This is a genomic window from Elusimicrobiota bacterium (genome assembly GCA_016722575.1).
GTDB lineage: Bacteria > Elusimicrobiota > Elusimicrobia > FEN-1173 > FEN-1173 > JADKIY01.
On record JADKIY010000006.1, the window covers coordinates 365,605 to 390,229 of the forward strand.

The following is a 24,625-nucleotide window of genomic DNA, read 5'->3' on the forward strand; positions in this document are numbered from 1 at the left end:
TTTCTGGAGGAGCGGGGGGATTTGCGCGCGGTGTTTGACCGGGTTCACGGCCATTTTTTCGACGCCTGGACCTGGGAAAATCCGCGCCGACGCCCGCGGACGGGTTCCAAAAAAACCGGAGGAGGCCCGCCGTGTTGAAAGCCAGTTTGGGAAAAGAAATCGTCGTCCGTCGAACCAACGAAATCGGGGCGCTGGCCGACATCGCCAAAACCGTCGCCGAAAAGGGCATCGGGATTCTGGCCGTGTCGGGCTGGGTGGAGGGCGCGGAGGGGATCTTCCGCCTCCTGGTGGACGACACGCTGCGGGCCGCGGACGCTTTGCGCGCCAAACACTTCGCGCCCCGGGAATCGTCGGTCGTGATCGTCGAGCTGCCCCACAAGCCGGGGCTCTTAAAAATGATGACGGAGAAACTGCGGGACGCGCGCATCGACCTGCATCATCTCTACGCCTCCGCCCCCTCCGACGCGGCCCAATGCCTGGTCGTCTTTTCGAGTTCGGACAACCAGCGCGCGATGGTGGAATTGAACCACGCGAACCCGCCCCGGTGAGATACGCCGATCGCTCCGCCGCCGGACGGCGGTTGGCGGAGGCCCTGGGGCCCTGGACCGACGAGAGTTCGCGGGTGCTCGCCTTGCCGCGGGGCGGCGTGCCGGTGGGCTTCGAAGTCGCCCGGGCGCTGGGCGTCCCCTTGGCGGCCCTTCCGGCCCGCAAGCTGGGCGCCCCCGGTCGGCCGGAATTCGCCGTGGGCGCCCTGGCCGGGTACGAATCCCCCGTGGTCGCCCTGGACAACGAAGCGCTTCAAAGCCTGGGCGTCACGCCCGACTACGTCGCGGAGGAAATCGAACGTCAACGGGCGCGGTTGGCCGAGTCCGTGGCGCGGTTCGCCCCGCCCGACGAGCGGCCCGTCCTGCGCGACCGTCAAATCATCCTTGTGGACGACGGCGTGGCGACCGGGGCCACCCTCCGCGCGGCCCTTTCGTTCCTGGAGAGCCAGGGGGCCCGGCCGGTCGTCTTGGCCCTTCCGGTGGGACCCCGGGACACCCTCCGAAAGCTCCGGCCGTTGGTGCGCGCCCTCCTGTGTCCGTGGATCCCCGAGCCTTTTTACGCCGTGGGGGATCACTACGAAAATTTCGATCCCGTGTCCGACGCGGAGGCCATCGCCCTCTTGCAAAGCGCCGAGGCGAAAGGGGCGAACCCCGCCCCCCGGGCTCTGGACCCCGCCCCGCGCTAAACGGCGGCGTTCGCGCCGACCGCCTTGACAGGGGGGGGCGTTTTTTTTAACATCCTTTTTGCTTCAACGGCGAGGCCTTAAACTCCAACTTGCCCCGGCCGTTCCACCCCTCCAGGGGACGTTCGACCCGAAGTCGTTACGTGGTTTCCTCTTCGCGTTTTGGGGGGAGGCGGAAAAACAGGGCGCTAAAGCGGTGCAACGGTCGTTTCCCGATCCGCGCCGCTTTCCCAGCCGCGCGGTTCTTTTTTTTAGACGTAACGGATGATGACGGCGGGCTTTAAGATCCAACTTGCCCCGGCCGGCCCTTCGGGGCGAACAGGGACTAAAGCGGCCGTTGTTCTTTTTTTCCGCGCCGCCGTCAAAGCCGCGCGGATTTTTTTTGGGTTCGGCCGCGCGGACATCGTTGATAAAATCCGGGCGGCGGCCGCTTCGGCGGTTTCCCTCCCCCTTGAGGAGAGTCGAATGAAAATTGCGAAGAACGTGACGGAATTGATCGGCAACACGCCCCTGGTGCGATTGGGGCGTCTGGCCCAGGGCGTGGGCGCGGACATCGTCTTGAAGCTGGAGTTTTTCAACCCCGCCCACAGCGTGAAAGACCGCATCGGCTTGGCCATGATCGAAGCGGCCGAGGCCGCCGGGAAAATCAAACCGGACACGATCATTGTCGAGCCCACCAGCGGCAACACGGGAATCGCCCTGGCCATGGTGTGCGCGGCCCGGGGCTACAAACTCGTCCTGACCATGCCCGAAACCATGAGCAAGGAACGGCGGACCCTGTTGAAGGCCTTCGGGGCGCAGATCATCCTCACCCCGGGGCCCGAAGGCATGGGCGGGGCCATCAAACGCGCGGAAGATTTGGCCGCCTCGGACCCGCGGTATTTCATTCCCCAGCAATTCAACAACGCCGCCAACCCCGCCGTGCACCGGAAAACCACCGCCGAGGAAATTTGGCGGGACACCGACGGCAAGGCGGACGTCCTGGTGTCCGGCATCGGCACCGGGGGGACCATCACCGGCGTGGGGGAAGTGATCAAGGCGCGCAAGCCTTCCTTTCGCTGCGTGGCCGTGGAGCCCGACGCGTCCCCCGTGCTGTCCGGCGGGGCCAAGGGGCCGCACCCCATCCAGGGCATCGGGGCGGGGTTCGTCCCGAAGATTTTGAACACGAAAATTTACGACGAGGTCGTCCGGGTCAAAAACGACGACGCCTTCGACATCGCCCGAAGGTTGGCGACGGAAGAGGGCGTGTTGGGGGGGATCTCCTCCGGCGCCGCGGTGTGGGCGGCCCTTCAGGTGGGCCGTCGGCCGGAGAGCCAGGGAAAACTGATCGTCGTGATCATCCCCTCCTTCGGCGAGCGGTATTTGAGCACCGCCCTCTACGCGCATTTGGCCGATAATTGATGCTTCAAACCCTCCGCCGGGATTTGTTCGCCGTCATGACCCGGGACCCGGCGGCCCGGAGCCGGCTGGAAGTGGTGCTGTGCTACCCCGGGCTCCACGCCGTTTGGATCCACCGGGGGACCCACGCCCTTTGGCGGATGGGGTTAAAGACCTTGGCGCGCCTATTGTCCCAGGTCGCCCGGTCTTGGACGGGCATTGAAATCCACCCCGGCGCGATCATCGGTCCGGGGCTGTTCATCGACCACGGCATGGGGGTCGTCATCGGCGAGACGGCGGAAATCGGCGCCAACGTGACGCTCTACCAGGGCGTGACCCTGGGCGGCACCAGCTGGCACAAGGGCAAGCGGCATCCCACTCTGCGCGACGGCGTGGTGGTGGGGGCCGGCGCCAAAGTTTTGGGCGCTTTTGAAATCGGGGAGCGAAGCCGGGTCGGCGCCAACGCCGTGGTGGTCAAGCCCGTTCCGCCCGATTCCATCGTGGTCGGCGTTCCCGGCGAAATCGTCCGCGGCGGGGCCCACGCCCACCTTCACCGGCCGGACTTGGACCACGGACGCCTTCCGGACGTGTTGAGCGACGCCATCGGCTCCCTGTCCGCCAAGCTGGCGCTCCTGGAATCGCGCCTGGCCAACGAAAAAGACCAGGCCCTCCTCACCGCCCCCGACCGCGCCGTCCGCCAGGACGACGATTTCTCGATTTAAGAGATTCACCGGATTTTTGATTCGACGCTTTGCCGAAGAGGCGTCAACGCCGCCGTCGGCAAAGGCGTCCCGTCGCGTCGGATTAGCTTAGGACGTCCCGTGGAGGCGTCCCTTGAACGTTCCATGAGGGGTCCCCCGCGGATCCCGGGGGGGCTTTCCCACCGGCGCTGTCGGCCCAAGGGGCAGCGGCTGGCGCCTTCTCTTATGGGATCGGGTTAATGCCGCCATTTGCTTTGCCCGGCAACGCCTATGTCCCGTCAATGACAAATCCGATCGCCAACGGCGGGGGTGGTTATTTGTCGGCCCGGGCATTCGGGGAGGATGAAAGTTCCGCCCGTCGAGCGTGGCGGAACGGCTACTGGTCCGGCAGTTTAACGAATTCCGCGCACTACATACACAATAAATTCGCTGGTCCACCCAAAAGCGGGCAATATCTGATGTCTCGACGGTTGAATATTGGGCCTTTGGGAACAATGGCGAAGCTTTTTGGCGGGATCGGGCACTACGCACCGGTGGATGTGGATACGGGACGGACGAGGGAGCTGCTACCGAGGGATGGCCGGGGAGTTGCAGCTGAACATTCTTTCGCCGACGCCAGCCACAACTCTTACAGGAACTTCGGCTACGATCCAAGCACATCTTTCTACCCCCTCGACGTTTCTTTCGATCAAATTCCTTTGGGGGATAATGGGGGCTATTTCTTCCTCGGGAACAATTCCAACACGTGGGCGAATGGTGTCAATAAATGACGAGAAAATCGAGGAGAGGAGTCGGGACCTTTTTCATTGCGATACTGTTGTCCCTGACGTTCTGTTTTAGTGGCGAGATGTTAACAAAGCGTGATTATATTCGGATGTCCAACGAAGAAATTAGAGGCATTTTACTTATTCTGACGCCAATTGGCACAAAAGAGGCTGAAGTTAAAAACATCATCCGGGGGAAAATTCGTCGCTCAATAGAAAGAAAAGTTGTTTACGATAACCCAAAGGCAATGGAATTCATTAAGAATGACCCTGACCCTTCCGCAAGAAACATCGAACTTGGGGATTTCGACCTTGACGTCATACTGGCCCGCCATGGTTGGGCAAAGCACTTATTTTTAATGGGTTACACGGTGGAGGCATCGTGGCTGTTCAGTAAAGATGGTTTACTAAAAAACATTCGCGTGTCCCATCTTGAAGATGGCATTTGATTTCCCGCCATTCAAACCTTATTCCCCGTGTGTCTGAATTGAATAGAGGTGATGCTTCCAATGAGGAACAAAGGGACTTGCAATGCTTCCCATTAGCCTGGGAGGGAATCCGGAGGCAGTATGCCGATTGTATTTGAGGTTGCATTTAATCGACATGATGCCTTCTCTTGGGAAACAGCCGGGTCCCATCTAAAGTAGATTAATATGCAGCGTCCCCTTTGACTCTAATGTCCTCTCTAAAACCCATTTTCATCTTATCGATTCTGATTTTCTCTGGTTTGGGTGCCGCTGCAAACGATACCGGATGGACATTGATTCGGGTTTGTTATCCAGTATCCATGCACGATCTACAATCGATTCCTCGTCGGGATATTGTCTATGGATTGGACTTGGGGTTACCAGCAACTTTCGCGAAGAGGGTCGTCGGACTCCAGGCTGGGCTATTAGCAGACACCACGGATTACTTCGTTGGTCTTCAGGTTGGCGGTGCTGTCCAGGCAAACCGTCTGATTGGCATCCAGGTGGGTGGGGCAAATTCCGGGACCAAAGTCAGCGGCATACAAATTGGAGCCGTCGCAAATATCTTCAACCGTTTAGAGGGGCTGCAGTTGTCATTGCTAGCCAACAACTTTGATTACAACAGGATTGACCAGGGGAATTTTTATAGCGAAATCGTCGGATTTCAGATTGCGCCGGTCACAAATATCACGACGACGATCAAGGGCACCCAGATTGGAGCGTTCAACTTTTCCCGCGACACATTGGGGTTCCAAATCGGGATCACAAACCGGTCTAGCGGGACCATGATTGGCATTCAGATCGGCCTGGTCAACTGGTGCGGAACCTTGAAGGGCCTCCAGGTCGGTCTGATCAATCACGTGAAAAACCGAGCCATATTGAAAACGACGCCGCTGATCAACCTGGGTTTTTGACGGGCCATGCGTAACTTGGGAACGCTGGCCGAATTTCTTTTCGTCCACAAAAACCCGGGGATATTTCCGCTAGCGCAATGACAAACCGCCCCTTAAGACCGGCGCCATTTTCCCCCGCCCGCTGAATTTCCACCTTTTCAATCCGAAAATCATCGAATTCACCAGCGGTGGATCAAATACGACAGCGAGAACCGGCCGGTGCGGGTGGTGACGGTGGAGGGGACGGCGACGGACTATTGGTATGATTACGAGGGGACGCGGGTGAAGAAGACGGTGACGCTCTCCGGGGGGAGCGCGACGAGCACGATCTACATCGGGGACGTGTGAGAAAACGGGCTCGACGGGGACGGTGCACCTGTTCGCGGGGGGCCAGCGGATCGGGGAACGGACGGGGGGCGTGGTGACGTACAGCCACGGGGACCACCTGGGGTCGACGAGCCTGAGGACGAACGGGGCGGGGTCGGTGGTGCAGAGGACGCGGTATACGCCCTACGGGAACGTGTATGAAAGCAGCGGGTCGGTGACGGACATCGGCTACACCGGCCATCGACTCGACGCGAGCGACAGCCTGGTCTTCGCCAAGAACCGCTACTTTGATCCTGCGACGGGGAGGTGGTTGACCCCCGATATCTTGGTGGAGAACCCGTACGAACCGCAATCGCTGAATCGTTATGCCTATTGCCGCAACAACCCCATCACTTATGTCGATCCTCTGGGGCTGTGGCGGATCAGCATCAGCTTCCATGCCGGTATCGGAGGCCATTTGTCTTACGATTCTCGGAGCGGCCATTTGAGGGGTGGCGTCGGGGTTGGAATTGGCGCGAGTTTCAGCTATGGGCAGGCCAATTGGGGTGTCGGGGCTTCCAACGCCGCTTATCTTGACGTCGGCTATGACAATAAGATGAAGAGCGTTTATATCACCGGCCAATACGGCCAGGGTGTGCAGGGTGGTAATGGGCAAGCGTCACACGGATGGGGTGCCTCTGGGACCTATTACTTCAGGCAAGATGAGTATCAGGTGGGGGCAGGTGCTGGATGGTTTGGGATGAACGCCAATGCCGGTTATTCCAGCTTCGGCGACGGCAGCTGGAGCTATGGCGGAGGCTGGGCTCAATTCAATGCCACTTACAACGAGGGTTCGAAGAGTTGGAGTTACTTTTACACCCTCGACACCAAGGATTGGAAGGGAAAATATCGGAATGAACAGAAGCGCAGTGAGCAAAACGGCGGCAATGGTTACGGGCCGATTATGGAGAACCCCCTTGCGCGTGGTTTTTTCAAAGGGATGGATTGGATCGCGACGGTGACGACGGGCAGGAATGCGGCCGATGTGCATGATTCACAGTATGGAAACCCAAGTGTCACTAAAGGAAAAGCTGATTTCGGATTGATGACGAATATGGCGACGGGATCTATTTCCGCCATGCCGTACCCGAACGGCTTCTTCAATACCGCCGTTGGGCTGGCGCTCAGCCCGGTCTACTATATGGCCGTTGGTCTTGGCGGGGAACCGGCGCGTCGCGCCGCACTGGGAGATAGGTGACCTTTATGAAAAATATTTCTCGTTTTGTTTTTCCCATTGGGCTTTATTGCCTTTCTGGATGCTCGGTTTTCCGTCAACAAGTAGAGAAGAAGATTGTTTCTTGGTGGATTCCTAGAGATCAGGTGGATGTTGTGAAAAGCATAATATTAAGCGAAGGATATGAAAGAGTAACGAGAGAAGATTATCCCTATAAAGGCGCTTTTGTCACCCAATACTCCAAGAAAAATTATACGGGAAAAGGGGAATTTGAAACCAGGATATATCTTAATTTCAGGGCAGACGCCCCCAACTCTTACTACAGGAATTTCGGCCTTTTAGTCCATGGAGCGGAATACAAGAGCACACCGGAAATCGATACTGAGATAAACCGAATGGAGTTGTTGCTCTATGAAAAGCTCGTCGAAGTTTCCGGAAAAGAGAATGTGAAGCGGGGGAAGAAGGAAATCTATGGCCGTGGTTCGATCTTGGAAGCTTACCAGAAGAAAGGCAAAGAGGTGCCGAAAGTCGTCGTCTGGAAGCTGCCCAAGGTGAAAAGGGGGTTGACCACTGAATGGATTCCCCGAGACCAGATGCCGGTCGTCAAGGGTGCGATCCTGGGGGAGGGGTATCAAAGGACCGGCGATGAAAACGTCCTTTACGAGGATCACAACATTGTGACGGAGTACGCCAAGGACATCCCTGCCGCCGAAAAGACGAGGCACGTTCGAATCAAATTATCTTTCCAAGAAACCTACGCGCCCCGGGACTATTACGGGGACCTCAGCATCACCCTTTTGAATTTTGAACGGAGCGACATCCCCGAGGTCAATGCCGAGGTTGGGCGCATGGAGAAAATCCTCCATAAGAAGCTGGCGGAAGTGTCCGGCGAAGAAAACGTGAAAGTCGAATAACCTGCCAGTTTAAACGTGACGCCCCTGGCGGTGACGAAGCTGTGCCGGAAGGGCGCTGAAATCGTCGGCGGAAACGGGGAAGCCTTGCTGGGCGAATTATCAATAGTATAATAGTTTAGAGCGTCCCTAATCTCCTTAAAATGGGGGATGGGATCGGCAACGACTCGGGGTTTCGGGTATTTCACCAGCGCTATTTATGGATATTACGGTGGTCAGTTATGGCCTAAAATATCCTACTCGGCCTGGCAATCGGAGGAACGCTAATGAGATTGACGAAGAAGCTCCATGGTGTTTTAGGAGTGTTTTTTGTGTTTTCCTCGTTGGCTTTCGCTGAGACCTCGACAGAGGCAAAAAAGGAAGTCCCGTTTTTGGGAAATCCGGGATGGACGCCAATACGGTTTTCATACGGCCACGCCGATTTTGAAAGCCTTTATTCTTTTCCTAGAAGGCGTTGGGTCTATGGTGTGGATATTGGATCGTTTTGGGTGGTGACCGAGAAGGTCATAGGTTTACAGATATGTGCCCCTTTTGGATCTATGGCTTATACCTTAGGGGGCGGGCAATTGGGCCTGTTCAACGGCGCTGGCACCTTGTATGGGGTCCAGTTGGGTCTTGCTAATGGGGCTGGTGGCGGCAAACCAAATGTTAGGTCGGTTGGTGCTCAGCTTGGGTTTTACAATGCGATGAGTGGAAAAGGTTCTTTTTTGCAAGGCGGACTTTGGAATCTTGGGGGGGGGAGTGTTAGCGGCCTGCAAGCCGGCTTAGTCAATGTGGGAATTCAGGAACCAGAAAGGAAGATGGTCGGGGTTCAAAAAAATCCGGAATCCAAATTAATGGATTTCTCTGGAATCCAACTGGGCTTTCTATTTAATTCAGTAAAAACCCTTAAAGGCGCCCAGATGGGGGGGCTGAACATTTCAAGGGACTCGACAAAGGGCCTCCAAGTGGGGATTATTAACCGGTCCAATGGGCCGATGATTGGCATTCAGATCGGCCTGGTCAACTGGTGCGGAACCTTGAAGGGCCTCCAGGTCGGTCTGATCAATCACGTGAAAAACCGAGCCATATTGAAAACGACGCCGCTGATCAACCTGGGTTTTTGACGGGCCATGCGTAACCGGAACGCTGGCCGAATTTCTTTTCGTCCACAAAAACCCGGGGATATTTCCGCTAGGCAATCACAAACCGCCCCTTAAGCGCGGCAACGTTTTCCCCCACCCGCTGAATTTCCACCTTTTCAATCCGAAAATCATCGAATTCATCAGCGGTGGATCAAATACGACAGCGAGAACCGGCCGGTGCGGGTGGTGACGGTGGAGGGGACGGCGACGGACTATTGGTATGATTACGAGGGGACGCGGGTGAAGAAGACGGTGACGCTCTCCGGGGGGAGCGCGACGAGCACGATCTACATCGGGGACGTGTATGAGAAAACGGGCTCGACGGGGACGGTGCACCTGTTCGCGGGGGGCCAGCGGATCGGGGAACGGACGGGGGGCGTGGTGACGTACAGCCACGGGGACCACCTGGGGTCGACGAGCCTGAGGACGAACGGGGCGGGGTCGGTGGTGCAGAGGACGCGGTATACGCCCTACGGGAACGTGTATGAAAGCAGCGGGTCGGTGACGGACGTGGGGTTCACGGGCCACCGGATGGACGGGGACGGGTTGATTTACATGAAGGCGCGGTATTACGACCCGGGCCTGGGCCGGTTCCTGACGCCGGACTCCATCGTGCAGGACGCCTTTGACCCGCAGACCCTGAACCGGTATACCTATGTCAGGGACAATCCGGTTAATTTGGTTGATCCAACTGGGCACAAGTGGCACTGGTGGCGTGAAAAGATGGAGAAACCGGCGCACAAGGTTGTGCGCACCAAGTGGTTTAACTACACAATGGGGACGGTTTGTGTGGCCGTGGGGGCGGTGGTGTCGTTGGGTGGCAGCCCATGGATCGGTTATGAAATCGCTGCCCTGGGAGGAGGGTATTTCTATTCCAGGGCGGGAGCCAACGTCGATGTCCCGGCGCCGGGTTATCCGGTGGCCCAATTCGGGGGCGGCGCTGCTTGGAATAGAAAAGACACTGGAGATATTTCTATCACAGGGATGCCTTTCCCGACTGTCACCCAACCAGCTCCGGCACGGTCACCGCAATTCTCAATCGAGTTGAGTTTCGGTGGAGAAACAGAGGAGGATGCTCGTCGAAAGGGCGAGGTGTTAACGCTTGCTGAAGCCGGGTTGGGTGATTACATTTCTGCGGCAGAGAGGACAGCGGCACGAGTTGCCGCACGTATTCGTGATTACGGAAGCGTCGACGTTAATTTTAATGCTGGAAACGGTGTATTAGGGTTAATGGGAGTCTCTCTGTTACGGGTACCGGTGTTTTGGATGGGTGGGGTGGGAATCGGAGTCGGAATTTCCGTTGGGCCATCAGTAAACATCGGACAGTCTGCCGCTTGGGCTCACGTTCTCAATATCTGGTGGATCTGCGGTTGGAGGATCGGCATCCGGCGTTATCAGTAACGGCGGTAAGAGCGTTGCAGGAAGTGCGGGATGGGGAATGGGTGCCGGTGGGTCCGTCACGATAGGCTACACAAGAGAAATATGGAAGTGGTGATCACACATGACTAATCCCAATATTGTGCTTTCTGTTTTAGCTGGGATTCTTTTCGTTGCTGTTGTTGGAGGGCTTCTATACCAACAGGGAATTTTCAAATCCATCAAGGCGGGCCATCCCGACCTGTGGCGCTCCTTGGGGGAGCCGCATCTTGTAAAGAAGAATACGCCGATGAACAATATCGTGTTTTTAAGATTCTTGCTCAAAAGTGAGTATAAGGCAATTGCCGATGAGGAGTTGCAGCGCAAGTGTGCCAGGTTCAGAAATTTCCTGATCACGTATGCAGTTGCATTTGTTTTAACAGTGGGTTACTTTTTGTCCGTCAGTAAGAGATAGGAAAGAAGTGGGGATTTGGGGACGCTCTAAACAATTATACTATTGACAAATGAGGCCCCGATTGAGAAGATCGGAACATGCCGCGTCAAGCGCGATTGGATTTTGAAGGATGCTTTCATCACGTCATTAACCGCGGAATGGAGCGGCGGGAGATATTCCGGGACGCACAAGACTATGTGAACTTCAGGGATTGCCTGGAACGGTTCACCGTTGAAGACGGAATACGGTGCTATGGTTGGGCGTTGATGCCCAACCATTTTCATTTGGTGGTGAAGACGGGGAAAGCGCCGCTGTCGGTGTTTATGAGCCGACTGCAGACCTCCTACGCGGGGACGTTCAATCGGCGGCACCGGCGAACGGGGAAATTGTTTCAAAACCGATATAAATCGATCGTGTGCGACGAGGACGTGTATTTTAAGGAGCTGGTGGCCTACGTGCACCTCAATCCGCTGAGGGCGAAGATGGTGGAATCTTTAAAAGGGCTTGAAAAGTATGCGTGGAGCGGGCATCGGGCGGTTCTGGGAAAAGAAAAAGCGGCCTGGCAGGATGTGGACGGCGTGTTGAAGGAATTCGGAGGGAATCCCGGCGAGGCGCGCCGAAGGTACATGGCCTTTTTGGAGGAGCGTCGGGGGGGAAAGGCGGGGTCGTTTTCGGGCGGGGGCCTGGTGCGGAGCCGGGGCGGCGTGGGGTTGTCTCTCGCGACCGGGGAGGGGGGGAAGGAAGACTACAACACTCGAATATTGGGCGACGGGGCGTTTATTCAAAGAATTGAAAGAGCGGCGGGGCCCATCGAACGGCCGTTGAAGAGGCGGGGAAGTCTTAAGGATTTGATGAAAGCGGTGGCGGCGCACGAAGACGTTCCTTTTGAAGAGGTGACGGCGCCGGGAAAGACGACGGCGCGAGGGAGCCACGCCCGTTCGGTCATTAGTTATCTGGCGGCGACTATGCTTGGCGAGCGGAAAAACGTTGTGGCGGACGGTTTAAATGTGACGCCCCTGGCGGTGACGAAGCTTTGCCGGAAGGGCGCTGAAATCGTCGGCGGAAACGGGGAAGCCTTGCTGGGCGAATTATCAATAGTATAATAGTTTAGAGCGTCCCTGGTCTCGCTCTTGGGTTTATTGGTTAGAATTCAATTTGGGGCCCGTAGCTCAGGTGGATAGAGCACCTGCCTTCTAAGCAGGGGGTCGGCGGTTCGAATCCGCCCGGGCCCGAATTTCACCCGGCCACCGAGGGGTGGGCGGGGCAAAATCGTCGAATCGTTCACGTTCAAGGGAGATCCTTCGCATGGAAGCCGTCGTTAAACTGCTCGCGGGGTTGGTCATGTTGGCGGTGAGTCTTTCCTACCTTTACCGGCCGGCGTTCATCCTCAAAGTCAACGAGTTGGCCCGGGGCGTTTTGTTCAACGATTCCTACGTCCTTCATTACCGGCGCCGTTGGGGCATGCCCCTGTTCGTGGCGTCGATCGTGTTCATCTATTCCGGCCTGGCCAATTTGAAGGTTCAGACGAACAGTCCGGAGGCCGCCTCCTACGGGGAAATGGACGAGGCCTACCGGGCCTTCTATACCCGACGTTATGTCGACGCGGAACGATTGTGTCGCGGGATCCTTCTTCGGCACCCCCAGGATCCCCACGCGGGGTTTCTGCTCCGCCAAGCGTCCAAAGCCAAAGAGGACGCGGACGCCCCTCCGATCGATCCCAAGGGAACGCCCCATCGCCCCTAATTCCTTACTCGCCGACGCCGGGAGCCTTCTCAAACGCCTTCGCCTTCCCGCGGGCTGGGACGCGGAGCTCTTTTTGGAGACTCAGGACGACCGGGACGTCGGATGGGCCGACGGGAAACCCAAGGATTGCCGGGTGGCCCGGTCCGCCGGCGCCGCCCTGCGCGTCCTGCGGGAGGGCCGCCGGGGTTTCGCTTCCGGCACCGACGTTTCCCCCGACGGCATCGCCCGCCTTTGGGAACGGGCGCGCGCCGCGGCCGATCTGTCGCCCCGGGACCCCTCGCGCCGGTTGCCCGGCCCCGCCCCCACATCCGCTTTTCGCGGAGAGCCCCTGGACCGTTCGCTGTTCAAAGCGTCCGTGCCCGTTCTCGAGCGTCGGTTGTCCCGGCTGGAAAAAACCCTTTTGAAATCCGATCGACGGTTGCGCCGCGCCCTGAGCCTTGCGTTCTCCGAAAGCCGCGGGCAATGGGCCGTGGTTTCCACGCGCGGCGTCGGGGTGGCGGAACCTTTCGGTTCGGTGTCCTTCGGCTTGGAGTTGCTTGGGGAATCCGGGAAAGACACCCAGGTGGCCTGGGGGTCCTGCGAAAAAACCCGGTGGGACCGGCTGGACGTGGCGGGAATCGTCGCGGACGTCCGGCAGCGGCTTTTGGACTCCTTCGGGGCCGAGCCCCTGTCGACCGGGCAATGGCCCGTGATTTTCGAGCCCCGGGTGGGGGTGGACCTCTGGGAGCTTTTGTCCCAGGCGGTGGTCGGCGACGCGGTTCAAAAAGGCCGGTCGTTTTTGGCCACGAAATCGGGAAAAACCGTGGGGTCGACCCGCGTTACCATTCGGGACGACGGACGGCTGGCCGGCGGATTGGCCACGGGCCCCACCGACGCCGAGGGGGTTCCGACCCAAACCACGCCCGTGATCGAAGCCGGCGTCCTGCGCGGGTTTCTGCACGACACCGAATCGGCGGCCCGGGCGGGGACGGCGAGCACCGGCAACGCCGGGCGGTCCGGCTTCGCTTCGCCGCCGGGCCCCGGAACCACGAATTTCTATTTGGCCCCCGGGCGGGGGTCCGCCCGGCAATTGTTGGCGGAGACGCCCCGGGCTTTCCTCGTCCGCGACTTGATCGGCATGCACACGGCCGACCCCGTGAGCGGGGAGTTTTCCGTCGGGGCGGCCGGCGTGCTTTGGGAAAAGGGGCGCGTCCGCCGGGCGGTCAAGGGCGTGACCCTGGCGGGCAATTTGCTGGATTTGATGGCCAAAATCGACGCGGTGGCCGAGGATTTGACGTGGCAGGGGGCCATCGGCTCCCCCACGTTTCGGGTGACGGGACTCTCCATTGGCGGATCTGAAAAAAATATTTGAGGGCGTCGGCCCGGACGTCGGCCGGTACGGCGTCGTCGGGCATAACATCCCCTACACCCTGTCGCCCGCCATGCACACGGCGGCCATGGCCCGATTTGGAATCCCCGCGGTTTACCGAACGATCGATGTGTCCCCCGACGAATGGACGGATTTTGTCCGCCAAGCGGGATCCCTGTTGTCGGGGTTCAACGTGACGGTGCCCCACAAGGAACGCGCCCGTTCTCTCGCGGAGGGAACCTCCGGCGCGGCGTGGGATTTTGTGGGGGCGGTGAACACCGTTCGACGGTCCGGGGACGGCTGGCTCGTGGCCAACACCGACGTCGAGGGATTTTACGAGGATTTGCGCGCCCTGGGCGTTTCCACCGGCGGAAAAAATGTTGTTCTCTGGGGCGCGGGCGGCGCGGCCCGCGCCGTTCTGGGGGCCCTGTCCCTTCACCCGGAATCCGCGCCGGCCCGCATCGACATTTTCAATCGGACCGAGGCCCGCGTTTCCTCCATGTTGAACGACATGGCCGCCCACGGCGCCGTCGGTCTTCGACGATTGTCGATCCACGCCCCGCCTCCCGGCGAGGCCGCCCGGGCCGTTTCCAACGCGGACCTCCTCATCAACGCCACGTCCGCCGGGGGCGATCCCCTGATCGGGTCCGCGCCGTTGAAACGGCCGGTCGTCGGCTACGACCTCACTTATCGAAAGCCGACGGCGTTCATGGAAGCCGTTCGCCGGGGCGGGGGCACGGTCCACGGCGGGCTGGGCATGTTGGTGAACCAGGGCGCCCGGGCCTTCGAGTTCTGGTTCGAGGGATATCTGAAAAAAAAGGTAGACTATTCATTTCTTGAATTGCGGCGGGCGATGCGCGACGCCGCGGAAAAAGCCTTGAAGGAGAGGGAGACAGCGTGATCCGTTACCTGACCGCCGGAGAGTCCCACGGGCCTTGCCTGACCGCCGTTTTGGAAGGCGTCCCCGCCGGACTGAAAATCACCGAAGACTATTTGAATCAAGAACTTCACCGCCGCCAGTACAGCTTCGGCCGCGGCGAACGCCTCCAATACATCGAAAAAGACACGGTCAAGATCCTCTCCGGCGTGCGCTGGGGGGAAACCCTGGGCTCGCCCATCGCCTTCCGGATCGAAAACCGCGATTGGGAAAACTGGGAAAAGATCATGTCCGTCGACGAGGCGGACAAGGCGGAAAAATTCCGTCTCACCCGCCCCCGGCCCGGCCACGCCGATTTGGTGGGCGTGCTCAAATACGACCGCCAGGACACCCGGGACATCCTGGAGCGCGCCTCGGCCCGGGAAACCGCGGCCCGCACGGCCGTGGGGTCCGTGTGCAAGCGCCTGTTGGAAGAGCTCGGCGTCAAGATTTATTCCTGGGTGGTTGAAATCGGCGGCGTCGTCGCCAAAACCGACGGTTTGTCCATCGAAGAGTCTTTCGCCTTGGCGGAAAAATCCCAGGTGCGCTGCCCGGACAAACAGGCCGAGGAAAAAATGGTGGAGGCGATCAAGGAAGCCAAAACCAACGGCGACACCCTGGGCGGCGTCTACACCGTGGTCGTCACCGGGTGCCCCGTGGGGCTCGGCAGCCACACCCATTGGGACCGGAAATTGGACGGGAAGCTGGCCCAGGCGATCCTCTCCATTCAGGCCCACAAGGGCGTGGAGATCGGCCACGGCTTCGGCCTGGCCCGGGCCAAGGGTTCCGACGTCCACGACGAGCTTTTTTACAAAGCCGGCCAGGGCTTTTACCGAAAGTCCAACAACGCCGGCGGCATCGAAGGCGGCATGTCCAACGGCGAGCCCATCGTCGTCCGGGCGGCCGTCAAACCCCTGGCGTCCCTGCGCCGTCCCCTCAAATCCGTGAACCTTCAAACCAAAGAGGAAATGACCGCCGAAATCGTCCGCTCCGACGTCTGTCCCGTGGCCAGCGCGGCGGTGGTCGGCGAAACCGTCGTGGCCATCGCCCTGGCCGAAGCCGCCTCGGAAAAGTTCGGGTCGGACTCGATCCGGGAAATGCGGGACAACCGGGACCGCTACACGGCCCACCTTCGGGACTACTGAAGGCCCCCCGCGCGACGTGAACATTGTCCTCACCGGTTTCATGACGACCGGCAAATCGTCGGTGGGGCGGCTCCTGTCGGAGCGCCTCGGCTACGCCTTTTTCGACACCGACGACATGATCGAGAAGCAAACCGGCCTCTCCATCGCGGAAATTTTCTCCAAGGGAACGGAAGCCTCCTTCCGGGAACTGGAAACCCGCACGATCCACCTCCTGGCCGTGTTGGACCACGCGGTGATCGCCACGGGCGGCGGCGTGCCGCTCCGCGCGTCCAATATGGACGAACTGGAAAAAAACGGAAAAGTCGTCTGTCTCACGGCCGCGCCCGCCACGGTCCTGGAGCGCCTTCGCTCCGACGCGGGCACCCGGCCCCTCCTTCAAGGCGCCGAACCCCTTCAACGGATCGAATCCCTCTTGTCGGAACGAAAAACGGCCTACGCCCGTTGCCACGCGGCGGTGGCCACCGACGGCTTGACGGTGGAACAGGTGGCCGAAAAAGTCCGGCGGGCGGCGGGGTTGTGAGAACCGTCGCGGTTCCCTTGAACAACGGCCGCCCCTACGAGATCGTCGTGGGGTCGCCCTTGGAAAGTTTGGGCCGGTCCCTGGGCCCCCTGATCAAAGGGCGTCGGGCCCTGGTCGTGAGCGCGGCCCCCGTCGCCCGGCGGTACGCGAAACCCTTGTTGAACGGGCTCAAAGCCGCCGGCTACGCGGCCCGCTTGGCTTTGATGCCCGACGGCGAACGGCACAAAACCCTGGCGGTGGTCGCCCGCCTCTATCGGGAGGCCCTGCGGGCGGGTCTCGACCGCCGGTGCCCGGTGATCGCCCTGGGCGGCGGGGTGGTGGGGGACGTGGCGGGATTCGCGGCGGCGACGTTTTTGCGCGGCGTGCCGCTCGTCCACTGCCCGACGACCCTTTTGGCCATGGTGGATTCCTCCATCGGCGGCAAAACCGGCGTGGACCTGCCCGAAGGAAAAAATTTGGTGGGGGCCTTCTGGCAGCCCCGGCTCGTGTGGGCCGACCTGGCCACGCTCAAAAGCCTGCCCGACCGCCAATGGCGCACCGGCGTGGCCGAGATGCTCAAATACGGCTGGATCGACCGGCGCTGGGACGTGGGGTTGGATTCGGTCACCATGGATTTGAAACGGTTGCGGAACGACGCGGGCCTCTTGGAAAGCGCCGTGGTCAAGGCCGTGGCCGCCAAAGCCGGCGTCGTGGCCCGGGACGAGCGGGAAACCAACGGGGAGCGGGAATTGCTCAATTTGGGCCACACCTTCGGCCACGCCCTGGAGACGGCCACCGGCTACCGGACCTACACCCACGGGGAAGCTATTTCGGTCGGCATGGCCGCCGCGGCCCGCCTGGCCCTGTCGTTGCGGCTGTTGGACGCGGCGGGCGTGGCGGAGATCGAATCGTCGTTGTCCCACTGGGGGCTCCCCGTTCGGGCCCGGCGTAAAACGGCCCGGAAAAGTTTGATGGCGGCCATGGCCCGGGACAAAAAGAACATCGACGGCCAATTTCGGTTCGTCGTGCCGACGCGCGAGGGCCGGGCGCGGGCGGTGGATCGGGTTCCGGCCGCCCAGGTGGACCGGGTTCTTCGCGAGGTGGGTTTGTGAGACTTCCGTCCGATTCGATTCCCCCGTCGGTTTTTTCCGCCCGGCGAGCCCGTTTGGCCGACGTGCTGGCCGCGCGGAAGCTGGACGCCTATTTTTTCTCCGGCATTTCGGACCTCTATTACCTGACGGGGTTCCATTCCGAGGGGTTTTACGGATTGGTGGGGGCCAAAAAAACCTGGCTCTTCTCCTCGGCCCTGTTGGCGGGCCAGGTGCGGGAAAACGCCCCCGGGTGCGTCCTGATCGTCGGCAAGCGTTTGACCCTGGCGCTGGAAGCCCTGCGCGCCAAGCACGGCCTTCGCCGGGTGGGGTTTGACGGCGAACAACTGAATTTCCGCCTGGGGGACCTGTTGCAAAAAAAAGGGCTCACGGCGGCCCCCAACCCCCTGGAAGAGTTGCGCGTCATCAAAGACGACGCCGAATTGGAGCGCCTGCGGCGGGCCGGTCAAATCACGGCCGAGGCCGTGGAACACGTCAAAAAACGCGTCAAAGCCGGGATGACCGAAAAACAGATGGCCGTGGCCATCGAGAACTATTTTTACCGCCGGGGCGCCACGGGGATCGGTTTCGACTTGATCGCGGCCGTGGGTTCCAACACCGCCCTCCCCCACCACATTCCGGGGGAATCCCGATTGGTCCGAAACAGCCCGGTTTTGTTCGACGTGGGGTGCCGGGTGGGGGCTTACCGGTCCGACTTGACCCGCTCTTTTTATTACGGTAAAATCACACCGTCTTATAAACGGGTTTATGGCATTGTGGACGCCGCCCAAAAGGCCGGAATCGGCACCATCCGGCCCGGCGCAACGGGCGGCCAGGTGGACGCCGCCGCGCGGAGCGTCATCGCCCGGGCGGGATACGGGCGTACCTTCATCCACAGCACGGGGCACGGGGTGGGCGTGGACATTCACGAACCGCCCTGGGTTCGCCCCAAAAGTCCCGACCTCCTAAAACCGAACATGATTCTCACCGTGGAACCGGGCATTTACCTGGCCGGTCGCTTCGGGGTTCGGATCGAGGACACCCTTCGCGTGACGGCGGACGGTCGGGAAACGTTAACCCACACTTAAGTTCATCCCTTTCAACGGAGCAAGACATGATCGATACATCGGAAATGGGCAACGGCACCGTCTTTGAATACGACGGCCAGGTCTATCAAATCGTTTGGTTCCAGCACCACAAGCCCGGGAAGGGCGGGGCCATGCTGCGGGTCAAAATCCGCAACGTGCGGACCGGCGCCAGCGTCGAGCGCACCTTCAAATCCGGCGAACGTTTTCAGGAGCTCTCCTTGTCCCGGCGCCCCATGCAGTATCTCTACGCCGAGGGGGACAACCTCACCTTCATGCACCCCGAAACCTTCGAACAGATTTCCGTGTCCAAGGAAAAAATCGGGGATTCCGCCAAGTTCCTGGTGGAAAACATGGACGTGCAGGCCCTTTACCTGGAAGAGGAATTTTTGGGCGTCGAACTTCCGGCCAGCATCGAATTGAAGGTGGTGAGCACGGTCCCCGGCATCAAGGGCGACTCCGTGTCGAACATGGTCAAACCGGCCACGCTCGAGAACAACATCGAGATCATGGTGCCGCTGTTCATTAAAGAGGGCGAGGCCATCCGCGTCGACACCCGCACCAGCGAATACGTGGGGCGCGTATGACCAAGGCCGCCGCCCCCAACTCCACCGAAGAACAGCTTCACGAATTGTTGGATTTCGCCGCCGAGGCCGGTTTGGCCGAAGTGGTGTGGGAAAAAGGCGACCGCCGCGTCGCTTTTAAGCGCGGCGTCGCCCCCGTCGTCGCGGCCCCCGCGCCGGCGCCCGCCGCCCCGGCGGCGCCCGCGGGCCCCAAGCTTCACGTCGTCAAATCCCCCATGGTCGGCACCTTTCAACGGGCCGCCAAAGACCGGCCGCCCCTGGTGCTGGAAGGCAGCGAGATTTCCGCCGGACAGAAAATGGGGGTGGTGGAAGCCATGAACATCCCCAAGGACGTGCTGGCGGACGTGCACGGACGGATCGTCAAGATTTTGGTGGAAAACGGCAAACCGGTGGAATACGGCCAGCCGTTGTTTGAAGTCGAAGTCACGCCCGAGGGCCAATAATGTTCAAGAAAATCCTGATCGCCAACCGGGGCGAAATCGCCGTCCGCGTCGTCCGGGCCTGCCGGGAACTCGGCATCCGCACCGTCGCCGTCCATTCGGACATCGACCGAAGCTCGCTCCACGTGCGTTACGCGGACGAATCGGTCTGCATCGGGCCCGCCACGGCGGCCGAAAGCTACCTGAACATCCCGGCGATCATCTCGGCGGCCGACGTCACCGGCGCCGACGCCATCCACCCGGGCTACGGCTTCCTCTCGGAAAACACCCATTTCGCCGAAGTCTGCGAGAGCTGCAACATCACCTTCATCGGCCCCTCCAAGGACGCCATCCGCCGCATGGGCGACAAAGCCGAAGCCCGTAAAATCATGGGCGATTACGGCGTGCCCATCATCCCCGGCACCAAGGGCTGCATCGGCCCCGACGACAAGGAACTTTTCAAGATCGCCAAAAAAATCGGTTTCCCGATCCTGGTCAAGGCCAAGGCCGGCGGCGGCGGCAAAGGCATGCGCGTGGTTCAAGACGCCAGCTTTCTCCGGGACGCCATCCTGGCCGCCACCCACGAGGCGAAAACCGCCTTCGGCAACGGGGACGTCTATTTGGAACGCTACCTGAAAGCCCCCCGGCACATCGAAGTTCAAATCCTGGGCGACAAGCACGGCAACGTGGTGAGTTTCCCCGAACGGGACTGTTCGGTGCAGCGGCGCCACCAGAAACTGATCGAGGAATCGCCCTCGCCCATGGTGAGCGACAGCCTGCGGAAAAAAATGGGCAAGGCCGCGCGCCTGGCCGCCAAGGCCGTGAAGTATTCGACGGTGGGGACCGTGGAGTTCCTCTACGACGAGGAATCCGACGACTTTTTCTTCATCGAAATGAACACCCGGATCCAGGTGGAGCACCCGGTCACCGAGATGGTGACGGGCATCGACCTGATCAAAGAACAGATTCGCGCCGCCGCGGGCGAAAAACTGCCCTTCGAGTCGGAAGACATCCAGATCCGCCACCACGCCATGGAATGCCGCATCAACGCCGAGGACCCGGCCCGGAATTTCATGCCCTCCCCCGGCAAGATCACCAACCTCATTTTGCCCGGGGGGCCCGGCGTGCGGGTGGACACCCACATGTACACGGGCTACACCATCCCCACCTACTACGACAGCCTGATGGCGAAGCTCATCTGCGCCACGCGCTACGGCGCGGGGGGCGGGCGGGAACACACCATCCGCCGCATGCGGCGGGCGCTCGACGAATTCATCGTCGAAGGGGTGAAGACGACGATCCCCTTCCACCGGGACGTCATGGCCCACGAGGCGTTCCTCAAAGGGGACGTCCAGACGGATTTCATCGAAAAGCATTTGGCCGTCACCACGGCGGCTTAAGGTCCGGCCCATGGCCCAAAACGCGATGCAACAAAAGATCATCGAAAACCTCTGGGATTCCAGCCGCACCCTGCGGGAATTGGCCAACGAGGCGCCGGCCATCGAGAAGGCCGCCCGGGCCATCGTCAAATCCCTGCGCGGCGGGCACAAGCTGTTGGCCTTCGGCAACGGCGGGTCCGCCGCCGACGCCCAGCATTTGACGGCGGAACTTTCCGGCCGTTTTGAAAAAGACCGCCGCGGCCTGCCCGCGGTGGCCCTCACCACGAACCCTTCCGCCGTGACCGCCATCGCCAACGACTATTCCTACGACGACATCTTCTCCCGGCAGATGGAAGGCCTGGTGAAGCGGGGCGACGTCGTGGTGGCCATTTCCACCTCCGGCAATTCCGCCAACGTGTTGGCGGGGGCCAAGGAGGCCAAGAAGGTCGGCGCCACGGTCATCGCCTGGACGGGCAAGGGCGGGGGGAAACTCAAAGCCCTGGCCGACGTGTGCCTGGACGTCCCCTCCCAACGCACCGCCCGCATCCAGGAAGGCCACCTCGCCCTCCTCCACACCCTCTGCGCCATCGTGGAAGACGAACTCTTCCCTTCGACCGCCAAGGCGCGTGGCTACAAATAATATTCTTTCCCCCGCGGCGCTCCTCCGCCGCCTGTCGGCCCGTCGACGCGGGCGCCGCGTCGTGTTCACCAACGGCTGTTTCGATCTCTTTCACGCGGGCCACTTGAAAGTGCTGAACCTCGCCAAGCGCGCGGGCGATCTGCTGGTCGTGGGCTTGAACGACGACCGTTCGGTTCGGCGGCTCAAAGGGCCGAAACGGCCGATCCTGCCTCTCAAAGACCGGGCCGCGCTGCTGGGGGCCCTCAAAGACGTCGATTACGTGACCTGGTTCGGCGAAGACACGCCCCACAATTTAATCCGCCGACTGAAACCCGACGTGCTGGTCAAAGGCGGGGATTGGTCCGCCGATCAAATCGTCGGGCGGGAGTTCGTCAAGAAAGTGGTGCGCGTGCCCTTGCTTAAAGGGCGCTCCACCTCGGGAATCATCGCGACCATCGCCCGGCGGTATGGCCGGGCCTAAAATTTCGGGCGGCGTGCTCCGGCTGTTGGACGCCAATTTAAATCGGGCGCGGGAAGGCCTTCGGGTGTTGGAAGACACGGCGCGCTTTCGGTGGGACGACCGTCCGATGTTTCAGGGACTTCGCCGGGCCCGCCACGGGTTGGACCGGATCACCCGCCGCCATTACCCGGCGCTGGTGGCCAGCCGCGACACGGGCGCCGACCCCGGCCGACGGATGGCCGAGCCCCGGCGCCGCACCGACGAAGGGTTGGTGGCCTCCAATTTTCGGCGGGCCGAGGAAGCCCTCCGGGTGTTGGAGGAATACGGCAAAGTCCTGGCGCCCGCCGCGGCGGCGTCCTTCAAACGTCTTCGATTCGAGTTGTATCGCTGGGAAAAGAGCGCGGCGACGCGCGGGAGGGGCCGTGAAACGAAAACGTCTTTTTGACTTAAGCGACGTCCAGTTGTACTGCCTGACGACCGCCCCGCGCCCCGGGATGTCCTATTTCGACATGGTGTCCAAGGCCTGCGCGGGCGGCGCGGACGCGATTCAACTGCGGGACAAGAGCCTCTCGGCCCGGGAATTGCTTCGGGTGGCCAAAACGCTCCAGTCGGTGTGCGACCATACCGGCGCTCTTTTTATTCTGAACGACCGGGTCGACGTGGCCCTGGCGGCGGACGTCGACGGGGTTCACATCGGGCAGGAGGATTTGCCGGTCCGGGTTGTGCGCCAGATGGTGGGGCACAAAAAGCTCATCGGCTGTTCCACCCATTCCACCGCCCAGGCCCTCCAGGCGGCGGGCGACGGGGCGGACTACGTGAGCTGCGGCCCGGTCTTCCCCACGCCCACCAAGCCGGATTACGTGCCCGTGGGCCTCGATTTGGTGAAGGAATACCGCGCGCTCCTGCGGATCCCCTTTGTGGCCATCGGCGGACTCGACGAAAGCAACGTCGCGGCCGCGGCGGCCGCGGGGGCGGATCGGGTGGCGGTGGTTCGGGGCGTGTGCGGCGCGGAGGACATCGAAGGCGCCGCCCGGAGGATCAAAGATCAATTTCTGAAGGCGAAGGCCGCGCGGCAATCCGCCGTCGCGGGATAGGAGCCGACCCATGAGTTCGAATACAAAAAACGTGACGCAGATGCACCGGGCGAAGGCGGGGGAAGTGACCCCGGAGATGAAGCGCATCGCCGAGAAGGAACGCGTCGAGGCCGAATACGTCCGCCAGGAAGTGGCCCGGGGCCGCGCCATCATCCCGGCGAACGTCAACCATTTGGCCCACCGGTTGGACCCGATGATCGTCGGCACGAATTTCAACTGCAAGATCAACGCCAACATCGGCAATTCCGCCACGACCTCGGACATCCAATGCGAGCTGAACAAAGTCGACATGGCGGTGAAATACCACGCCGACACGATCATGGATTTGTCCACGGGGAAGGACCTGGACGCCACCCGGGAAGCCATCGTGCGCCACAGCACGGTGCCCGTCGGCACGGTGCCCATTTACGGCGCCCTGGCGCGGGTGGGAAAACCGGAGGACTTGACGGCGAAACTGTTTCTGGACGAAGTGGAAAAGCAGGCGAAGCAGGGCGTCGACTACATGACCATCCACGCCGGCCTCCTGAAAGACCACGTGGGCTTGACGCGGAACCGCCTGACGGGGATCGTGTCCCGGGGCGGCTCGCTCATGGCCCAGTGGATGATCACCCACAACGCCGAGAACTTCCTCTACACCCACTTCGGCGAGCTGTGCGAAATTTTCAAGCAGTACGACGTGTCCTTCTCCCTGGGCGACGGCCTGCGGCCGGGCAGTCTGCACGACGCCAACGACGAAGCCCAGTTCGCGGAGTTGAAAGTGTTGGGCGAGCTTACCCTCCAGTCCTGGAAGCACGACGTCCAGGTCATGATCGAAGGCCCCGGTCACGTGCCCATGCATTTGATCAAAATGAACGCGGAGCTTCAGCAGAAGTGGTGCCACGAAGCGCCCTTTTACACCCTGGGGCCCCTGGTCACCGACATCGCCCCGGCCTACGACCACATCACCTCGGCCATCGGCGCCGCGATCATGGGCTGGTCCGGCGCGTCGCTCCTCTGCTACGTCACGCCGGCGGAACACCTGTCCTTGCCGAACGCCGAGGACGTGCGCCAGGGGTGCATCGCCTACAAAATCGCCGCCCACGCCTCGGACATCGCCCGGGGCCGCCCCGGCGCCCGGGACCGGGACGACGAACTGTCCAAGGCCCGTTTCGAATTCCGCTGGAAGGACCAATTCCGTCTTTCCCTCGACCCCGAAGCGGCCCAGGCCAAGCACGATTCGACGCTCCCCGAGGAAGGGTTCAAAGACGCGCGCTTCTGCTCCATGTGCGGGCCGAAGTTCTGCTCCATGCGCATCACCCAGGACGTCCACAAGCTGGTGCGGGAGCACGACGCCCACGTGAAGGCGGGCATCGTGGCGCCGAAGCTCGATCGGCCGGCCGACGTGCCGGAAATCATCGGCGCCTGACCCCGCGGCGGTCCCCGCGTCCGCCG

Annotated in this window: 28 protein-coding genes and 1 tRNA gene; all 29 read left to right on the forward strand. The window is 61.0% G+C overall.

What is annotated here, in order from left to right; all coding sequences use genetic code 11:
* Positions 1-131 precede the first annotated feature (131 nt).
* Positions 132-548, forward strand: coding sequence for a hypothetical protein (locus IPP68_11500; GenBank protein MBL0350979.1), 417 nt, complete (start codon positions 132-134; stop codon positions 546-548).
* Entirely contained in the window at positions 473-1,231 is a 759-nt protein-coding gene (locus tag IPP68_11505; protein MBL0350980.1) for a phosphoribosyltransferase, read from the forward strand. Before IPP68_11500 ends, IPP68_11505 begins: the two co-directional genes overlap by 76 nt.
* A 462-nt stretch (positions 1,232-1,693) precedes the next feature.
* Entirely contained in the window at positions 1,694-2,629 is a 936-nt protein-coding gene (gene cysK, locus IPP68_11510) for a cysteine synthase A (protein MBL0350981.1), read from the forward strand.
* Complete coding sequence (cysE, locus tag IPP68_11515; protein MBL0350982.1) at positions 2,629-3,327, forward strand: serine O-acetyltransferase; 699 nt, start codon at positions 2,629-2,631, stop codon at positions 3,325-3,327. The genes cysK and cysE overlap by 1 nt, the downstream gene beginning before the upstream one ends.
* Positions 3,328-3,545: 218 nt before the next feature.
* On the forward strand, positions 3,546-4,076 hold the full coding sequence (locus IPP68_11520; GenBank protein ID MBL0350983.1) for a hypothetical protein: 531 nt from the start codon (positions 3,546-3,548) through the stop codon (positions 4,074-4,076).
* A complete protein-coding gene (locus IPP68_11525) occupies positions 4,073-4,519 on the forward strand; it encodes a hypothetical protein (GenBank protein ID MBL0350984.1) in 447 nt (148 codons plus the stop codon). The genes IPP68_11520 and IPP68_11525 overlap by 4 nt, the downstream gene beginning before the upstream one ends.
* A 227-nt stretch (positions 4,520-4,746) precedes the next feature.
* A complete protein-coding gene (locus tag IPP68_11530; GenBank protein ID MBL0350985.1) occupies positions 4,747-5,451 on the forward strand; it encodes a hypothetical protein in 705 nt (234 codons plus the stop codon).
* A 520-nt stretch (positions 5,452-5,971) separates the two neighbouring features.
* On the forward strand, positions 5,972-6,994 hold the full coding sequence (locus IPP68_11535) for an RHS repeat-associated core domain-containing protein (protein ID MBL0350986.1): 1,023 nt from the start codon (positions 5,972-5,974) through the stop codon (positions 6,992-6,994).
* A gap of 131 nt (positions 6,995-7,125) precedes the next feature.
* A complete protein-coding gene (locus IPP68_11540; GenBank protein MBL0350987.1) occupies positions 7,126-7,884 on the forward strand; it encodes a hypothetical protein in 759 nt (252 codons plus the stop codon).
* Between the two features lie 263 nt (positions 7,885-8,147).
* Complete coding sequence (locus IPP68_11545) at positions 8,148-8,987, forward strand: hypothetical protein (protein ID MBL0350988.1); 840 nt, start codon at positions 8,148-8,150, stop codon at positions 8,985-8,987.
* A gap of 519 nt (positions 8,988-9,506) precedes the next feature.
* The gene (locus IPP68_11550; GenBank protein MBL0350989.1) at positions 9,507-10,406 is read left to right on the forward strand and encodes an RHS repeat-associated core domain-containing protein; all 900 of its coding nucleotides are present in this window, start codon (positions 9,507-9,509) and stop codon (positions 10,404-10,406) included.
* Positions 10,407-10,506: 100 nt separating this feature from the next.
* Positions 10,507-10,836, forward strand: a complete 330-nt coding sequence (locus IPP68_11555; protein ID MBL0350990.1) for a hypothetical protein — start codon at positions 10,507-10,509, stop codon at positions 10,834-10,836.
* A 77-nt stretch (positions 10,837-10,913) separates the two neighbouring features.
* The gene (locus IPP68_11560; protein MBL0350991.1) at positions 10,914-11,918 is read left to right on the forward strand and encodes a transposase; all 1,005 of its coding nucleotides are present in this window, start codon (positions 10,914-10,916) and stop codon (positions 11,916-11,918) included.
* A gap of 55 nt (positions 11,919-11,973) precedes the next feature.
* A tRNA-Arg gene (locus tag IPP68_11565) sits at positions 11,974-12,047 on the forward strand.
* Positions 12,048-12,120: 73 nt separating this feature from the next.
* On the forward strand, positions 12,121-12,558 hold the full coding sequence (locus tag IPP68_11570; protein ID MBL0350992.1) for a hypothetical protein: 438 nt from the start codon (positions 12,121-12,123) through the stop codon (positions 12,556-12,558).
* A 73-nt stretch (positions 12,559-12,631) separates the two neighbouring features.
* Entirely contained in the window at positions 12,632-13,909 is a 1,278-nt protein-coding gene (locus IPP68_11575) for a TldD/PmbA family protein (protein ID MBL0350993.1), read from the forward strand.
* Positions 13,884-14,807, forward strand: a complete 924-nt coding sequence (locus tag IPP68_11580; protein ID MBL0350994.1) for a shikimate dehydrogenase — start codon at positions 13,884-13,886, stop codon at positions 14,805-14,807. Before IPP68_11575 ends, IPP68_11580 begins: the two co-directional genes overlap by 26 nt.
* On the forward strand, positions 14,804-15,967 hold the full coding sequence (aroC, locus tag IPP68_11585) for a chorismate synthase (GenBank protein MBL0350995.1): 1,164 nt from the start codon (positions 14,804-14,806) through the stop codon (positions 15,965-15,967). The genes IPP68_11580 and aroC overlap by 4 nt, the downstream gene beginning before the upstream one ends.
* 16 nt (positions 15,968-15,983) lie before the next feature.
* Positions 15,984-16,487, forward strand: a complete 504-nt coding sequence (locus tag IPP68_11590; protein MBL0350996.1) for a shikimate kinase — start codon at positions 15,984-15,986, stop codon at positions 16,485-16,487.
* A complete protein-coding gene (gene aroB / locus IPP68_11595) occupies positions 16,484-17,578 on the forward strand; it encodes a 3-dehydroquinate synthase (GenBank protein MBL0350997.1) in 1,095 nt (364 codons plus the stop codon). Before IPP68_11590 ends, aroB begins: the two co-directional genes overlap by 4 nt.
* Positions 17,575-18,642: an aminopeptidase P family protein gene (locus IPP68_11600; GenBank protein ID MBL0350998.1), complete on the forward strand. Its 1,068-nt coding sequence runs from the start codon at positions 17,575-17,577 to the stop codon at positions 18,640-18,642. Before aroB ends, IPP68_11600 begins: the two co-directional genes overlap by 4 nt.
* 26 nt (positions 18,643-18,668) lie before the next feature.
* Positions 18,669-19,226 carry an elongation factor P gene (gene efp / locus IPP68_11605; protein MBL0350999.1) on the forward strand — a complete coding sequence of 186 codons (558 nt, stop codon included), beginning with the start codon at positions 18,669-18,671 and terminating at the stop codon, positions 19,224-19,226.
* Positions 19,223-19,666, forward strand: a complete 444-nt coding sequence (locus tag IPP68_11610) for an acetyl-CoA carboxylase biotin carboxyl carrier protein (GenBank protein MBL0351000.1) — start codon at positions 19,223-19,225, stop codon at positions 19,664-19,666. Before efp ends, IPP68_11610 begins: the two co-directional genes overlap by 4 nt.
* The gene (accC, locus tag IPP68_11615) at positions 19,666-21,042 is read left to right on the forward strand and encodes an acetyl-CoA carboxylase biotin carboxylase subunit (protein ID MBL0351001.1); all 1,377 of its coding nucleotides are present in this window, start codon (positions 19,666-19,668) and stop codon (positions 21,040-21,042) included. The genes IPP68_11610 and accC overlap by 1 nt, the downstream gene beginning before the upstream one ends.
* Positions 21,043-21,052: 10 nt before the next feature.
* The gene (locus IPP68_11620) at positions 21,053-21,661 is read left to right on the forward strand and encodes a D-sedoheptulose 7-phosphate isomerase (protein MBL0351002.1); all 609 of its coding nucleotides are present in this window, start codon (positions 21,053-21,055) and stop codon (positions 21,659-21,661) included.
* Positions 21,648-22,121, forward strand: coding sequence for an adenylyltransferase/cytidyltransferase family protein (locus tag IPP68_11625; GenBank protein MBL0351003.1), 474 nt, complete (start codon positions 21,648-21,650; stop codon positions 22,119-22,121). Before IPP68_11620 ends, IPP68_11625 begins: the two co-directional genes overlap by 14 nt.
* Entirely contained in the window at positions 22,108-22,545 is a 438-nt protein-coding gene (locus tag IPP68_11630; protein ID MBL0351004.1) for a hypothetical protein, read from the forward strand. The genes IPP68_11625 and IPP68_11630 overlap by 14 nt, the downstream gene beginning before the upstream one ends.
* 49 nt (positions 22,546-22,594) lie before the next feature.
* Entirely contained in the window at positions 22,595-23,194 is a 600-nt protein-coding gene (thiE, locus tag IPP68_11635; GenBank protein ID MBL0351005.1) for a thiamine phosphate synthase, read from the forward strand.
* 10 nt (positions 23,195-23,204) lie between these two features.
* Entirely contained in the window at positions 23,205-24,599 is a 1,395-nt protein-coding gene (gene thiC / locus IPP68_11640) for a phosphomethylpyrimidine synthase ThiC (GenBank protein ID MBL0351006.1), read from the forward strand.
* Positions 24,600-24,625 lie beyond the last annotated feature (26 nt).

Excerpts from the sequence above, each read along its gene's own strand:
- IPP68_11505 (MBL0350980.1), top strand. The coding sequence starts at position 473 with ATGCCTGGTCGTCTTTTCGAGTTCGGACAACCAGCGCGCGATGGTGGA.
- cysK (MBL0350981.1), top strand. The coding sequence starts at position 1,694 with ATGAAAATTGCGAAGAACGTGACGGAATTGATCGGCAACACGCCCCTG.
- cysE (MBL0350982.1), top strand. The coding sequence starts at position 2,629 with ATGCTTCAAACCCTCCGCCGGGATTTGTTCGCCGTCATGACCCGGGAC.
- IPP68_11520 (MBL0350983.1), top strand. The coding sequence starts at position 3,546 with ATGCCGCCATTTGCTTTGCCCGGCAACGCCTATGTCCCGTCAATGACA.
- IPP68_11525 (MBL0350984.1), top strand. The coding sequence starts at position 4,073 with ATGACGAGAAAATCGAGGAGAGGAGTCGGGACCTTTTTCATTGCGATA.
- IPP68_11530 (MBL0350985.1), top strand. The coding sequence starts at position 4,747 with ATGTCCTCTCTAAAACCCATTTTCATCTTATCGATTCTGATTTTCTCT.
- IPP68_11545 (MBL0350988.1), top strand. The coding sequence starts at position 8,148 with ATGAGATTGACGAAGAAGCTCCATGGTGTTTTAGGAGTGTTTTTTGTG.
- IPP68_11555 (MBL0350990.1), top strand. The coding sequence starts at position 10,507 with ATGACTAATCCCAATATTGTGCTTTCTGTTTTAGCTGGGATTCTTTTC.
- IPP68_11560 (MBL0350991.1), top strand. The coding sequence starts at position 10,914 with ATGCCGCGTCAAGCGCGATTGGATTTTGAAGGATGCTTTCATCACGTC.
- IPP68_11570 (MBL0350992.1), top strand. The coding sequence starts at position 12,121 with ATGGAAGCCGTCGTTAAACTGCTCGCGGGGTTGGTCATGTTGGCGGTG.
- efp (MBL0350999.1), top strand. The coding sequence starts at position 18,669 with ATGATCGATACATCGGAAATGGGCAACGGCACCGTCTTTGAATACGAC.
- IPP68_11610 (MBL0351000.1), top strand. The coding sequence starts at position 19,223 with ATGACCAAGGCCGCCGCCCCCAACTCCACCGAAGAACAGCTTCACGAA.
- accC (MBL0351001.1), top strand. The coding sequence starts at position 19,666 with ATGTTCAAGAAAATCCTGATCGCCAACCGGGGCGAAATCGCCGTCCGC.
- IPP68_11620 (MBL0351002.1), top strand. The coding sequence starts at position 21,053 with ATGGCCCAAAACGCGATGCAACAAAAGATCATCGAAAACCTCTGGGAT.
- IPP68_11630 (MBL0351004.1), top strand. The coding sequence starts at position 22,108 with ATGGCCGGGCCTAAAATTTCGGGCGGCGTGCTCCGGCTGTTGGACGCC.
- thiE (MBL0351005.1), top strand. The coding sequence starts at position 22,595 with ATGTCCTATTTCGACATGGTGTCCAAGGCCTGCGCGGGCGGCGCGGAC.
- thiC (MBL0351006.1), top strand. The coding sequence starts at position 23,205 with ATGAGTTCGAATACAAAAAACGTGACGCAGATGCACCGGGCGAAGGCG.